At 70.3% G+C, this 12883-nt stretch carries 15 protein-coding genes; 8 read left to right on the top strand and 7 right to left on the bottom strand.

Annotated elements, in window-relative coordinates; all coding sequences use genetic code 11:
- The 4 genes from OG389_RS05680 to OG389_RS05665 all read right to left on the bottom strand — a co-directional run bounded on the left by OG389_RS05680 (position 1) and on the right by OG389_RS05665 (position 4568).
- The gene (locus OG389_RS05680) at positions 1-978 is read right to left on the bottom strand and encodes an ABC transporter permease (RefSeq protein WP_443059416.1); all 978 of its coding nucleotides are present in this window, start codon (positions 976-978) and stop codon (positions 1-3) included.
- Positions 979-1060: 82 nt separating this feature from the next.
- The gene (locus tag OG389_RS05675; protein WP_328297362.1) at positions 1061-2644 is read right to left on the bottom strand and encodes an ABC transporter substrate-binding protein; all 1584 of its coding nucleotides are present in this window, start codon (positions 2642-2644) and stop codon (positions 1061-1063) included.
- A gap of 530 nt (positions 2645-3174) precedes the next feature.
- Positions 3175-4077, bottom strand: a complete 903-nt coding sequence (locus OG389_RS05670) for a DsbA family oxidoreductase (RefSeq protein WP_328303538.1) — start codon at positions 4075-4077, stop codon at positions 3175-3177.
- 56 nt (positions 4078-4133) lie between these two features.
- Positions 4134-4568, bottom strand: a complete 435-nt coding sequence (locus OG389_RS05665; RefSeq protein WP_328297361.1) for an RrF2 family transcriptional regulator — start codon at positions 4566-4568, stop codon at positions 4134-4136.
- A gap of 138 nt (positions 4569-4706) precedes the next feature.
- Here OG389_RS05665 and OG389_RS05660 point away from each other — a divergent pair, with 138 nt between their 5' ends.
- Positions 4707-5213 carry a cupin domain-containing protein gene (locus tag OG389_RS05660; protein ID WP_328297360.1) on the top strand — a complete coding sequence of 169 codons (507 nt, stop codon included), beginning with the start codon at positions 4707-4709 and terminating at the stop codon, positions 5211-5213.
- A 15-nt stretch (positions 5214-5228) separates the two neighbouring features.
- Here the strand turns inward: OG389_RS05660 and OG389_RS05655 are convergent, their stop codons facing one another.
- Positions 5229-5606, bottom strand: a complete 378-nt coding sequence (locus OG389_RS05655) for an FKBP-type peptidyl-prolyl cis-trans isomerase (protein WP_328297359.1) — start codon at positions 5604-5606, stop codon at positions 5229-5231.
- Between the two features lie 303 nt (positions 5607-5909).
- Here OG389_RS05655 and OG389_RS05650 point away from each other — a divergent pair, with 303 nt between their 5' ends.
- Complete coding sequence (locus tag OG389_RS05650; RefSeq protein WP_328297358.1) at positions 5910-6122, top strand: class I SAM-dependent methyltransferase; 213 nt, start codon at positions 5910-5912, stop codon at positions 6120-6122.
- Between the two features lie 563 nt (positions 6123-6685).
- Here the strand turns inward: OG389_RS05650 and melC2 are convergent.
- Positions 6686-7528: a tyrosinase MelC2 gene (gene melC2 / locus OG389_RS05645; protein ID WP_328297357.1), complete on the bottom strand. Its 843-nt coding sequence runs from the start codon at positions 7526-7528 to the stop codon at positions 6686-6688.
- Complete coding sequence (gene melC1 / locus OG389_RS05640; protein ID WP_328297356.1) at positions 7528-7908, bottom strand: apotyrosinase chaperone MelC1; 381 nt, start codon at positions 7906-7908, stop codon at positions 7528-7530. Before melC1 ends, melC2 begins: the two co-directional genes overlap by 1 nt.
- Before the next feature lie 1158 nt (positions 7909-9066).
- On the opposite strand from melC1, the gene OG389_RS05635 reads away from it, so the two are divergent.
- The 6 genes from OG389_RS05635 to OG389_RS05610 all read left to right on the top strand — a co-directional run bounded on the left by OG389_RS05635 (position 9067) and on the right by OG389_RS05610 (position 12639).
- Positions 9067-9294 (top strand): hypothetical protein, encoded by a 228-nt coding sequence (locus OG389_RS05635; RefSeq protein WP_328297355.1) that lies wholly within the window; start codon positions 9067-9069, stop codon positions 9292-9294.
- A 541-nt stretch (positions 9295-9835) separates the two neighbouring features.
- Positions 9836-9985 (top strand): hypothetical protein, encoded by a 150-nt coding sequence (locus OG389_RS05630; RefSeq protein WP_328297354.1) that lies wholly within the window; start codon positions 9836-9838, stop codon positions 9983-9985.
- A 4-nt stretch (positions 9986-9989) separates the two neighbouring features.
- The gene (locus tag OG389_RS05625; RefSeq protein WP_328297353.1) at positions 9990-10733 is read left to right on the top strand and encodes an ANTAR domain-containing protein; all 744 of its coding nucleotides are present in this window, start codon (positions 9990-9992) and stop codon (positions 10731-10733) included.
- Positions 10734-10739: 6 nt separating this feature from the next.
- A complete protein-coding gene (locus OG389_RS05620) occupies positions 10740-11486 on the top strand; it encodes a GAF and ANTAR domain-containing protein (RefSeq protein ID WP_328297352.1) in 747 nt (248 codons plus the stop codon).
- A 168-nt stretch (positions 11487-11654) separates the two neighbouring features.
- The gene (locus tag OG389_RS05615; RefSeq protein ID WP_328297351.1) at positions 11655-11828 is read left to right on the top strand and encodes a CsbD family protein; all 174 of its coding nucleotides are present in this window, start codon (positions 11655-11657) and stop codon (positions 11826-11828) included.
- Positions 11829-12021: 193 nt separating this feature from the next.
- On the top strand, positions 12022-12639 hold the full coding sequence (locus OG389_RS05610) for a GOLPH3/VPS74 family protein (protein WP_328297350.1): 618 nt from the start codon (positions 12022-12024) through the stop codon (positions 12637-12639).
- Positions 12640-12883: the final 244 nt, after the last annotated feature.

Here is a 12883-nt window from a genome sequence, read left to right as displayed (position 1 = left end):
TCACAGCCCCCGTTGGGCGGCCGGCGTCACGCGGGCCAGCACCAGGTTGACGATCAGGTTGAAGGTGACGACCAGGACGATCGACACCACGAGGACGCCCTGCACGGCCGGTACGTCTCCGGCCTGGGCGGCGTCGTTGGCGAACCGGCCGAAGCCCTGCAGGCCGAAGATCCACTCCGTGACCACGGAGGCACCGACCAGGGCGGGGAACTTCAGTCCCAGGGTGGCGAGCACCGGTCCGAGGCCGTTGCGCAGCACGTGCCCGAAGAAGATCCGGCGCGGCCCGAGCCCCCGCACCAGTGCTCCCGTCACGTAGTTCTCGCGGTAGGCGGCGACGAGGCTGCCGCGCAGCTGGCGGGCGACATCGGCGACGACGTCGAAGCTCAGCGCGACGGCGGGGAGGGTGATGTGCGCGAGCCACGGCCCGATCCCCTGTTCGGCGGGCACGTACCCGGCGGAGGGGAACCAGTTCAGTCCGACCGCGAGGACCGCCACCAGCACGATGCCGACGACGAAGGCGGGCATCACCGAGATCAGGGTGACGAAGCCGGTGATCGCGCGGTCGATCCACGTGGTGCGGCGCAGCGCCGCCACGGTGCCGAGGAGGAAGCCGGCCACGACGCCGATGAGGAGGGCGAACGTCGCGATGGAAAGGCTCACTCCCAGGCCGAGGCCGATGAGCGTGGAGATGTCGGCCCCGTTGGCCCAGCTGGTGCCGAGCCGGCCGTGCAGGACGCCGCTGAACCAGTCCCAGTACTGGACCAGGAAGGGCTTGTCCAGCCCCCATTGGGCCTCCACCCGGTGGATCGCCTCGGGCGTGGCGTCCTCGCCCAGCTGGATCCGGGCCGGGCTGAGCCCGCTCATCGACCGCAGCGAGAACGTCACGAAGGTCGCGACCAGGAAGACCGGCACGAAGATCGCGGCCGACCGGGCGAGGGCGGCCAGGACGCGGACCGCCGTGTGCCGCACCCGGGTCAGGGCGACCCCGCGACGGCGGGCGGCCGCGGCAGGGAGTGCGCTCGTAGTCACGGGGTTGCCTCCTCTCTGTGGTGGACGGGGGTCAGTTGGGGGAGATGGTGACGCCGGTCCAGTCGATGTGGGCCGGGCTCTTGGGCAGACCGGAGATCGACTTGCTCTTGGCGATGAGGTTCGGCGAGGAGTACGTGAAGACCAGCGCCCTGCTCTCCAGACCGGCCCGGGTCGCCGCCTGCAGCACCTTCGGGTAGTCGGGCGCGTCCAGCGGGGTCTGGCGGACCTTCGCGATGGCCGCCTCGAAGCCGGCCGGCTCGTAGGGCGAGCTGAGGTTGAGCGGGCCGTTGGGGCCGAAGTGGGCGGTGAGCGTCTGCGCGGCGGAGTCGCGGCCGGTGGTGCCGTACAGCGAGAAGGTCAGGTCCTTGGCGAAGAAGGGCGTGGACCAGTTCTTGTCGATCTTGATGGTGACGGTGATGCCGACCTTGGCCAGCTGTGACTGGACGATCTCGGCCTGCGGGTCCTCGGCGGGAATGACCAGGTTGAGCTTGATGTCCCCGGGCTTGTGGCCCGCCTCGGCGAGGAGCTGCTGCGCCTTCGCCGGGTCGTACGGGTGGGTGTTCTCGGACTCCGGGTCGTAGGCGACGTAGCCCTTGGGGAACGGCTGGTTGGTCACCGAGCCGTAGCCGAAGGTGAGTTTGTCGACGAACTCCTGGCGGTTGACCGCGTAGCGCACGGCGTCGACGACCTTCTCGTTGTCGAACGGCGCCTTGTTGGTGTTGAGGCTGATGTTGGAGGCGTTGAAGCCCGGCTGCACGAAGACGTCCAGGCCGGCCTTCTTGGCGGCGTCCGCCTGGCTGGGTCTGATGTCGGCGAAGTTGTAGACGCCGGTCTGCAGGCCGTTGACCACGGTGGAGGAGTCGGGGGCCGAGGTGAGCTCCACGTTGTCGATGTGGATGTTCTTCGCGTCCCAGTACGCCGGGTTCTTCTTCAGGACCGCCTTGGTGCCCGGGACCAGCTGGGTGATGGTGAACGGGCCCGCGCCGACCGGGTTCTGGTCCAGCTTCTCGGGGGCGGCGGCCGCCTTGGGGCTGGCGATCTGCAGGACGCGCTGACCGAGCAGCTGAGGGATCTGGTAGTCGACCTGGGTCAGGTGGAGCACCGCGTCCAGACCGCTGGCGTCCACCGACTGGATCGAGGTCAGGTCGCCGAAGAGTGCCGAGTTCTTCTGCTTCTTGGCCCGCTCGACGGCCTCCTTGACGGCCGCGCCGTCGAGCGGCTCACCGTCGCTGAACTTCAGGCCGGGGCGCAGGTGGAAGGTGACCTGGTCGCCCTTGTCGTTGTACTCCCAGCTCTCGGCGAGGTCCGGAACGGCCTTGCCGTTCTCGTCGGTACGGGTCAACGAGGCGTAGACCAGAGCGAGTTCCCGGAACTGTGCGCCGCTGCCGGAGACGACCGGGTCCCAGTGGGCCGGGAAGTACGAGGAGGTCCACTTCAGTGTGCCGCCGCCTCCGCCCGCGCTGCCGGCGGAGGCGGCGTCCGTGGCGCAGGCGCCGAGAGCGGGGGTGAGTACGGCGACGAGGGCGGTGGCGAGCACCGCGAGGCGCGGCCGGGCGGTACGGCGCACCGGCGGGACGTCCGGTCCGGTGCTGCGGGGCGTGAGGTCTGCGGACATCTCTATCTTTCCTATGACTTGGTCCCGGCCTGGGCAGGGCAGGGGAGGGGCGGGGCGGCGGCGGAGGCGTGGCCGGGTGACCGCGACGCGGCCGACGGCGGGTGGGCCGACGGCAGGGCGGCCGGGGGGCAGGGCGTTACGGGTCCGGGTCCGGGGCGCGGGCAACCACCCCGTGCCGGCGGCGGGTGACGCCGGCGGGGCGGCGAACACGGGCCGGGAATCGGCGGGAAGGGGGGTGACGGGGTACGACGTAGCCCGCGGTGGGAGGCTCCGGCAGGGGACGGACGCGGCTCGGCAGGAGCGAGGGCGGCCGGGAGTGCCGGGAGCGGTCAGGGGCCCGTGGGCCGGGAGCGGCGGTCGGTCAGCGACAGAGAGCGCTGGACGTGCGCCGCAGGTCCACGTAGCGGCACACCACACCGGGGTGCGTCGTAAGCATGGGGCACATCCTGGGGGCAGCCGTCGACGGCTGTCAATGGACACCAATTGGTGTCTCATTGGGCGGGACCGCCCCGCCGCAGGTCACAGGCCTGTCAGCGCGTCGAAGAAGGGCCGCGCCGGGCAGCCGGATGTACGGCGGCCTCGTCCGGGTGCAGCCACAGGGGACCGTTGCCGGTGTCCACCCTGACCGCCTGCGCGGGCGGCCAGGGACCCTCCGCCAGCATCCATCGCTCGGGCTCGGTCAGACTCCGGTACCGCTCCAACGCCTGCGCCGGGGTGGGTCGGACACGGGCCGGCGCCAGCCCGGGTGCCAGTTCCGCCACGGCCTCGGCGTATTCCTCGAACGGCCGCCAGCCGGGCACCGCACGGTACTGCGCGGGGGTGCGGACCAGTAGCGTCGGAAGGGCGTACCGGTGCCCGCCGCCGGTCTCCTTGGCCGCGCCGGGATGCGGTGAACCGCCCCGTACGGACCGTACTTCGGGAACCGGACGGCGGGCCTCGGCGTGGTCGGCGCGCACCTGCCGGAGCACCTCGGCGCACGCCGCGTCCACCGACAGCCGCGCCGGATCCAGCCCCGGCACATCCGCCGCGGCGGCCAGCGCCAGCTCGACGGTGTCCGCCGGTTCGCCGAGCACGAAGACGCTTTCCCGCAGCCGCCGCAGCACCCGGTCGGCCACGTCGCCGCCCTGCCGCTGCGCCGCCTTGGCGACGAGCGAGGCGGGCCACGAACTGGCCGCCACCCGGCCGAGCCGCGCGGCGCGGGGCGCCCGCGTGTGGGCGGTGATGTCCTCGACGTAGCGCGCGTACCAGGCAGTCTCCGCCGCCGGGTCGGGGGGCGGGTCGTCGTCCGCGTCGAAGAGGATGCAGAACACGCGCCGCCAGCTGACCCGGCCGTCGAGGGCCGTCCGCAGCCGGCGGAAGACCGGCTCCGAACCCCAGGCCCACGGGCACAACGGATCGGTGTACTCGACGACTTCGAGCTCCGGGGGTGACACCGGGACGCCGCGCGGGTCCGGCGGGCCCTGCGGCCTCGCCGGACCCGGCGGGGCCGTCACGCGGCGCCCTCGCGGGGCAGCCGCCCGGCCGCTCCCACCGGCATCAGCGAGGCCAGCGTCGCCCGGCCCAGTACCGCCGCCGCGTCCGCCTCGACCCGGCGCCACACCTCGGGCAGCCCCGCCGCGGGGCCGGGGTAGGCGAGCCCGGCCAGCGGCTCGCCGCGCAGCGAGATCAACTCGCCGTCCACCGCGCGCGCCACGTCCAGCAGGCTGATCTCCCCGGCGGGCCTGCCGAGCCAGTAACCCCCCTCGCAGCCGCGCTGGCTGCGGACCAGTCCGGCCTTCCGCAGTTCGCCCACCACGGACTTCAGGAACCGGAACGGGATCTGCTGCGAGGAGGCGATGGCCTCGCAGGTCAGCGGGCGGCTCGGCTCACTTGCGAGCTCCAGGAGAGCGCGCGTGGCGTAGTCCGCCTTCGCGGAGATATGCATGCGCCCATCATGCCCGACACGCCGCCGCGCCGAAGGGGTTCAGCAGCTGCCGACCGCTCATTGCGGGAGCGTTGCCGCAGGTGAACGGCAATGGACACCTCTTGACATCCTTTCTGGCGCCCCTCTAGCGTCCCGGCCATGAGCGAGCCGCTGACGATTCCCGGTGAAGGCTTCCACCCGCACCTCCCCGACGCACCGGACCACCCCACGGCGCCGCTGCGCACCCGCCTGCACCACGTACGCGCCGACTCCCTGGACGGCGACACCGCCCAGAGCGGCGGCATGCGGAGGTTCGCGGCCGTCAGCGGCAAGACCGTCGGCTCCGAGAAGCTGTGGATGGGCCAGACCCACGTGGCCCCCTCGACCGCCTCCTCCGACCACCACCACGGAGAGTCCGAGACCGCCATCTACGTGGTCGGCGGACACCCCGAGTTCGTCTTCCTGGACGACACGAGCGAACCGGCCGAGGAAGTGCGGCTGCGCACCTCGCCCGGGGACTACATCTTCGTCCCGCCGTTCGTGCCCCACCGGGAGGAGAACCCGGATCCCGCGGAGGAGGCCGTCGTCGTCATCGCCCGCAGCACCCAGGAGGCGATCGTCGTCAACCTCCCCCAGCTGTACGCCCTCCCCGCCGACAGGGCCTGACGCCGGCGCCGTTCCTCAGACCACGGAGAGCAGGTCCACCACGAAGACGAGCGTGGAACCCGCCGGGATCAACGGCGAGGGGGACTGGTTGCCGTAGCCGAGGCGCGGGGGGACGATGATCTCGCGGCGACCACCGACCTTCATCCCCCTGAGTCCCCGGTCCCAGCCCTTGATGACCCTGCCACCACCCACGGCGAACTTGAACGGCTGGCCCCGGTCCCAGGAGGCGTCGAACTCCCTTCCGGACTCGAAGGTGACCCCGACGTAGTGAACCCGGACAACCCTGCCCGGCTTCGCCTCGGCCCCGTCCCCGACAACGAGGTCCCGGATCGTCAGCTCCTGGGGAGCGTCACCCCCCGGAAGTTCGATCTCGGGCTTCGTCAGTTCACTCATCGCGGCCTCATCGCTCTTCGCCGGCCTCCCTCGTGCGGACCAGCCGGGCGCATGGTCACTCCATGCAGTGGATGATCACGCTACCGGTACCGGACGGGGAGGTTCTCCGTTCGCGTCCGCTCCAGGAGTGGGTCGGGGTTGGATGCGCCGTTGGAGGGGGCGTTGGGGATGCCCTGCTCGTAGGCTCGCGGTCACTGTTCGTGTCGTCCGGTGGTTCCGGCGTCGCGCCACCGGTCACGGAGTGCGGATGTGGTGTGGGGCCGCGTTGGAGTGGCTGGTGGCGCGGTTGCGCAGGGTGCCAAGGTGCTGGACATCGGCAGTGGCACCGGGCGTCCGGTGTCCCACACCCTGGTGGAGGCAGGGTGTGAGGTGACGGGTATCGATGGGTCGTCGACCATGGTCGAGCTGGCCCGTCAGCAGGTCCCCGGCGCACGCTTCGAGCTGCAGGACGTGCGGTCGCTGCAGGCGGCGGACGAGACCTTTCATGGAGACGACCTCCTTCCTTCCGGCCAGTGAACTCGGCGAGCTGGAGGAGCACCTGTTCTGCTGCGCGCGCCGCCCCGCCTCGGCCAGCGTTTCGGCTCCACACTCCCAGTACCCACGTGAAGGGACCCGTCGTACAGCGCGCTGAAGGATGCCAGCGCCGCATCGTAGAACGCCCCGACCTGCTGAGCGGTCCGTCCGGTCATCGGATTCCTCGCCTCTTCTCGTCCCTGTTGTTCCCGGGCCGCCCGGACACGGACCGGCGAGCCCGCGGTGGGTTGGCATCCCGTGTGGTGCAGCAGGATGTGCCAGGCACGCCGCCACTCGCGCTGCAGCGCCACCTGCTTCGGCGAGCCGGCCGCCACACCAGTGGCGCGCGCGATCGAGTCCGCCAGACCGATGAAGTCCTTCGCCTCAAGCACCCCGTAGGAATTGATCTCACTCGCAGCATGCGTGCGGACAGGGCAACAGTGAGCACCAGGACACGAAGGGGTCGGCGGAGATCGCACGTTGGTCGCCACACGGCACCGTCATGTTGACGGACCCGTGCGTCGGCCGGAGCCGGGCGGAGTCGCGGCGTGCGTCGGAGATCAGTGTCAGCGGCCGAGGGGGGCCGGCTCGGTGTCGAAGGTGTAGAACTGCCGGTGATCCACCATGTCGGCCGGTCTCACGTCGTTCCACGGCCGCATCGTGTCGTTCAGGTCCACGACGTTGGCGGTGCCCGCGGCCGGCAGGTACGTCGACTTCGGGTGCCTGGCCTGCCAGTCGGCCCACAGCTTGTCGATGTACGCGTGGTGAGTCCAGAACACCGGGTCGTTCGGGGAGACGCCGGTGGCCATCTGTCCGCCGACCCACACGTGTACCCGGTTGTGGAGATCGGCGCCGCGCCAGCCCTCCAGGTTGTTGCGGAAACCGTTCGATGCGCTGTTCCAAGGGGCCATGTCGTAAGCCGGCATGGCCAGTACGCCTTCCACCTCGGCCTTGGTGGGCAGTTCGGCCACACCGGTGCCGAGGGCGCGCCTCAGGTAGGAGCGGCCGTCCACCCGTACTTCTATGCTCCACTGCCCCGTCCCGTACGCGAACGGCCCGTCGAGGACCTGACCGTCGAGTGCCCGACCTGTGCCGCCGAGGAAGTCGGCGGCCCAGAGCGAGGAGCGGGTGGTGCGGTCCGTCGTCCAGTCCCAATAGGGAAGGGAAACGCTTTTGTCCACCGTCTGGAGAGCGGCTTCGAATTCCAGGAGAAACCGGCGGTGCCAGGGGAGGAAGGATGGGGACCGGTGGCCGACCCGGTCACCGGAGTCGGTGTCGCTCGTGATGAAACCGTTGTGCGTGGTCACGAAGCGGTCGTATTGGCCGGTGCGCTTGAGTTCGAGTACGGCGTTGGTGAAGGCGCGCTTCTCATCTGCCCTCAGAGACGCCTGGTTCTTGCGCACGGTCATTACATGCCGCCCATCGGGACGAGGGTCGCGCCTTGCAACTCGCGCACGGCCGCGCGGGCGACCGAGATCGGGGTGGCGAACGTCTCGTAGTGGTTGACCACGCTGATCCAGCCGCCGTCGGCGTTCTGCATCACGTGGAGTTCGCGGCTGTCTATGCGGACTGTGGGAAGCCCGGGCGAATGGTGGCTGCCGTGGTGACCACCGCCGATGGCGGTGGTGATCTGGATGCGGCGTCCCATGTAGACCTCGTCGACCGTGCCGGCGGGTACCGCGACGCGGGAGTCGGTGTCAGCCGCGTACGTGGTGGCGCCCGCGAGGCCGATAACGGAGAGCGCGCCGACGGTGGCGCCCAAGGCCCGCCTGCGGGTGATTTTGTTCATGTCCGGAGAGGTAGCAGGGCTTGGGTACGTGGCTGCCTGTATCGAAACACGAGTGGATAGGTTGCCCGGAGAACAAGTTCGATGAAAATTCCTTACGCGGCGGATTCGGCGGTTCAGGCGGGAAACACCTTCGCGGATCGCCTTGTGAATTCGGGGTTCGGCGACCGCAGGGGTGTCCGTAGCCTCGATGATGCCGTTCTGACTGGTACTCACTGTGCGTCTCCTTCGTTGACGGGACTTCCGTCACCTCGCCGCGGGCGGTGAGGCTGTTGCCGGTCGACGAGTGGGCGTGGCCCGGGTGCGGCGGCGGCGTGCTGGAGGCGTCCCGGGCAGTCCGCGAGGCTGTGGATGCCGTGATGGGTTCCCTGGGCCGGTGACATCGACCGCTCGGCTGCCGAGTGCGAGCACGCGGTTCGCGGCCTGAACGGGCGCGAGTGCGGCGGTGACGATTTCGCGGTGGGCGTGGGTGACGCGCACGGTGTGTTTGGTCAGGTGTCCGGTGAGTTCGGCCAGGGTTCGGCCTGGTCGTCGCCGATCGTCCCCATGCCGTAGGCGATAGGGACGATGAAGCCGGCATGTCCCGGGGCAGACCTACTTGTCGCCTCTCGGTGCCCGCGTTGCTGTCGTGTGATCCCCGTCCGCACGGCCGCCGCCCCCACGCGGCGGCCGTGCGTATGAGAACGCGATGTCGCGTCTCGAGCTCTCATGGGGTGTCCCCACCGTAACGGGACCGGGGAGTGCCCCGTCTCGAACACGGAGAGGTCGGGGCCGGAGTACTTGGACGACTGCGACAGCTCTCCAGCCAGGCCTCGATGGTGTACCGGCTCGGGGGCTGGGAGCCAGGAAGGGCGTTGTGCCGCGGAGAATGACCCGCTTGTGCCGCTTCTCGCCGGTAAAGCTACGCGGGTGGCACCCGGAGGGGAAGACCGCCTCACTGGTGATCTTGACATGGTGAGGTCGCCCGAGCGGCCTCACAGCGGTCTCCGCCGGAGCCGGCCCCGAACGGCGGCGTGACGGCAACCAGCGCGCCGGACGGGTGGCAACCAGCCGTGCCCCATCCAGGGCAGAGGCTCGGTGCTTCGGGGCTCGTATTCCAGGGCGGGGGATGGAGGCGGTACCTCTGTGTGGCCTGGGCAGGCGTAGTCGCTGTCGGAGGTCGTGCTCGTAGGGCTGGGGGCCGCCGACCGAGGCGGGGGCGCCCGCCAGGCGGCCGCCGGCTGGCCGCCCGCGCCGCTCTCCGCCCGTGCGGCGCTGCTGGCCGCGGTCATCAACGCCGGACCGGCACTCCGCGACGTCCACGTGCGTGCAGTGCTGACCGTACTGGTACGGGCAGACCGGCCCCGGGACGGGTTCCAGCGGGCGGAGCGAGGCAAGCCTGGCGCGTAATCGGTTGCTGGATTGTCCTGGCGATCATCACCGTTTGACCATGAAAGCGCTACTATGTGTAAAGAGGACTCAGTTTCCAGCTCTGCGAATAGGCATCATGCGGGTGCCCGGCACTTGACCGGTGTCGGGGCAGTGGAGACGTGTGCCGGCGCAGGCCGGCTGAGTAGCCGCTCCGGCGGTGTTGTTCCAGCTGCCCCGGACCCCGGCCGCGTCGCGCACAACATTGCCCGGGAGCCCACGTGTCCACCATGCAGCACACCACAGCGGGAGCCTCGCCCCGTAGAAGCGCAGACCAGACCCTGGGCATCGGCCGACGCGACCGCGGGCCCGGGACCACGCTGACGGGAGAGCTCGACCGGGACAGCGTCCCGCACGTGGCCGGGGCCGTTCAGGCGTCCCTGGACGCGGGCCATCACATACTCGACCTCGACCTGGTCCACCTCACCTTCTGCGACATCAGTGGCCTGCACCCCTCCTTTGACGCGACCTGGCTCACCGCCGCCGCCGGAGGGCGCGATCGCGCCTGGAGAACCCTTGCCCCGTGCTCGTCCGCCTGCTCACCCAGACCGCTGCCTACCCCCTGCTCACCACCACGGCACAGGAGGACATCCACGGCCTGCCCCGCGCCGGTCTCCGGAATGGTGGGGGCGCGCGAGACCTCGTCCAGCCCGGTGCCCGGAAGGCCTGGTGACCCGGTGATCAGCGATGCGATGGCCGAGATCCTGGACCTGCTCCAGGCCCCGGAGGGCCCCCGTGGGGTCGCCGACGCCGACATCGCCTCGGCGGCGGCCGACGCGCTCGCCATGGACGGTCTGGCGGTGTCCCTGGTCACCGGCGGCGACCGCACCGAGCTCGTGTGGTGCACCGACGGGCCGGCCCGTGAGTTCCAGGACCTGCAGCTCACCCTCGGCGAGGGACCGGAACCCGAGGCGGTACGCACCGGCGCCATGGTCTGGGCACCAGATCTGGCGCAGGCCGGCGGCCGGCGCTGGCCCGCCCTGGGCATGGAGGCCCCAGCCCTGGAGGCTTCGGCGGTGTTCTGCTTCCCGATGGTGATCGGCGCCATCAAGGTGGGCGTCCTGACCGCGGTACGCCGCACCGCGGGGCCGCTCACCGAGGGGCAGGCCGACGACGCCCTGGCCCTGGCCACAGCCCTGACCGTCCGCTTCCTGAACCGGGAGGCCCCGCAATCCGAGGGCCTCAACCCGTTGGATTCGCTGGGCGACCTACAGCACGCGGTGGTCCATCAGGCCACCGGCATGCTCAGTGTCCAGCTCGCCCTGAGCCTGCCCCACGCCCTGCTGCGATTGCGCGCGCATGCTTACAGCAGCGGCCGTTCCATCACGAGCATTTCCAAGGACATCGTGGACCGGCGGCTGCGCCTGGACCATCCCGGCAACGGCGAGGGCGCCTCGGAGCCCTTCGCGGACAAGGACTGACTCGCCATGACCCGCGAACAGCAGCTGACCGATATCTTCGTGGAGGTCGCCGACTCCCTGATCGACGACTTCGACCTCATCGACTTCCTCCAGCAGCTCTCCGTGCACTGCATGGAGCTCCTGGACGTTGCGGCCGTCGGAATCCTGCTGGCCGACCAGCACGAGCACCTGCAGGTCCTGGCCGCCTCCGACGAGCACACCCGGATCCTGGAGCTGTTCACCCTGCAGCACGACGAGGGCCCCTGCGTGGACAGCTACCGCAGCGCCACCGCCATCACCAACGTCGACCTGCACGACCCCCACGCCACCGCCCCCTGGCCGGCGTTCGCCCAGGCCGCACGGGCGACGGGCTTCGTGTCCACCAACGCCATCCCGATGCGGCTGCGCGGCCAGGTCATCGGGGTACTGGGCCTGTTCCAGACCACCACCGGCCCTCTCAGCCCCGAGCACATCCGCCTCGCCCAGGCCCTGGCCGACATGGCGACCATCTCGATCCTGCAGCAGCGCACCCTGGCAGCCAGCGAACTGGAACGCGGCCAGCTCCAGTACGCCCTGAACAGCCGCATCGTCCTCGAACAGGTCAAGGGCATCCTCGCCGAACGCTGGCACCTGAGCCTGGACGAGGCATTCGCCGCATTCCGCAGCTACGCCCGATCCAACAACCATCAGCTCGCCGCGCTCGGCCTCCGGATCAGCGACGGCGACTTCGACACCGACCTCATCCCCCACCCGACCGCCCCGCCGCGACACTGACCCCGCACTCGGACACCGCGCCAGTGGAGGCGCCGAGTCCAGGAAGGCTCCGGCCGTGCGCCTGGTCGCGGAGAGTGGCGATCCCCGCCGACGGTGGTCGATGTTTACGTGCCGGAGGTGGGGCATACGCGCTGGCGTCAAGGTTTTCTACCGCTTGGAGTGATGACCATGTCCGGTGATGAGAAGGCCCAGGCCAAGATCGAGCAGGCCAAGGGCAAGGTGAAGGAGACCGGCGGCCGTCTGGTGGGCAACGAGAGCCTGACCGCCGAAGGCCGCGCCGAACAGGCCAAGGGCGACGCCCGCCAGGCCAAGGAAAAGATCAAGGACGTCTTCAAGGACTGACAGCACGCTGTCGCACCATTGGCACGGACCTGGCGCCCCGGGTGCGCGCCAATGCCACAGGGTCCCCGGTTGGTTTTGTGAGCCCTTGGTTTGTCTGCGGCGACAGGGCGGCGAGGAGTCAGCGCGGGCGCTGGCGCGACTACAGGGCCGTGATCGGCGGTGCCCATTTTTGAAGTCTTCGAGGAGAGCGCTCATGAGCACGGCGAAAGACTTGTTCATCATCGCCATGGACCGACGGCCGGAGGCCGACGTCGGGCAGGGCGATCTGTCGCTCGCGCTCGCGGGCGCCGAGCTCATCGATCTCCTCGCTGCGCAGGCCGCTTCCCTGGACGGCGACTCCATCGTGCCGGGCGGGCTGCATGCGCCGCACGACGAGCTCGTGGCCGAGGCCTCATCGGCGCTCATCCGGCAGGTGCCCTACGAGAGGGTCGAGGACTGGCTGTGGCGCCGCGGCCGGGAGTTGTCCGCGGCCTACCAGGCCGCCCTCGAAGAGGCCGGCCAGCTGACGCGCGGACGCCGAGGCCTGCTGCCTTTCGGACACGACCGCCTGGAAGTTGCTGAAACGCCCGTTCGGCGCCGGGCCCGCAGCCGCTGGGAGGGGGGCGAGCCCGTCCTCGTCGCCCTCGCCGCGGTAGTGGGCATTGCTGCTGACCCCTCCGAGGACGAGCACGTGAACGAACCGGTCATCGAGGATGAAGCGGTGACCACCGTGCTGGCGATAGCCAACGACGCGGTGATGGAGCTGGAGGCCGTGAGCCAGCGGCGTTCCATCGAAAACGCGGCGTTCGCCAATGTCTGGCGTGTCCCATAGGGCGTACTCCACCTGGTCAGGTCGCTGCCTGACCCGACTGAAGGTCGCGCGGAAGGCGCCTGCCGGGCAAAGCCCAGGTCAGGCGCCTTCTTTGGTGGGGGGCTGGTCCGGAATTGGTCCGGCTGTTGGTCCCGCTGCTCCCTGGCGGTGAAGCCGGCATGGGGTGGGAACCTCTGTGAGTGCCTCCCCGGGCACTTCGACCCGCGTACGGGCAGCCTGACCCGGTGCTGTGTGACGGCGACCG

The organism is Streptomyces sp. NBC_00435 (assembly GCF_036014235.1).
GTDB lineage: Bacteria > Actinomycetota > Actinomycetes > Streptomycetales > Streptomycetaceae > Streptomyces.
The sequence above is the reverse complement of the archived record's forward strand: the minus strand, read 5'-3'. Positions and strand labels throughout refer to the sequence as shown.

Excerpts from the sequence above, each read along its gene's own strand:
- melC2 (WP_328297357.1), bottom strand. The coding sequence starts at position 7,528 with ATGACCGTGCGCAAGAACCAGGCGTCTCTGAGGGCAGATGAGAAGCGC.
- melC1 (WP_328297356.1), bottom strand. The coding sequence starts at position 7,908 with ATGAACAAAATCACCCGCAGGCGGGCCTTGGGCGCCACCGTCGGCGCG.
- OG389_RS05620 (WP_328297352.1), top strand. The coding sequence starts at position 10,740 with ATGACCCGCGAACAGCAGCTGACCGATATCTTCGTGGAGGTCGCCGAC.
- OG389_RS05610 (WP_328297350.1), top strand. The coding sequence starts at position 12,022 with ATGAGCACGGCGAAAGACTTGTTCATCATCGCCATGGACCGACGGCCG.
- OG389_RS05660 (WP_328297360.1), top strand. The coding sequence starts at position 4,707 with ATGAGCGAGCCGCTGACGATTCCCGGTGAAGGCTTCCACCCGCACCTC.
- OG389_RS05675 (WP_328297362.1), bottom strand. The coding sequence starts at position 2,644 with ATGTCCGCAGACCTCACGCCCCGCAGCACCGGACCGGACGTCCCGCCG.
- OG389_RS05655 (WP_328297359.1), bottom strand. The coding sequence starts at position 5,606 with ATGAGTGAACTGACGAAGCCCGAGATCGAACTTCCGGGGGGTGACGCT.
- OG389_RS05665 (WP_328297361.1), bottom strand. The coding sequence starts at position 4,568 with ATGCATATCTCCGCGAAGGCGGACTACGCCACGCGCGCTCTCCTGGAG.
- OG389_RS05615 (WP_328297351.1), top strand. The coding sequence starts at position 11,655 with ATGTCCGGTGATGAGAAGGCCCAGGCCAAGATCGAGCAGGCCAAGGGC.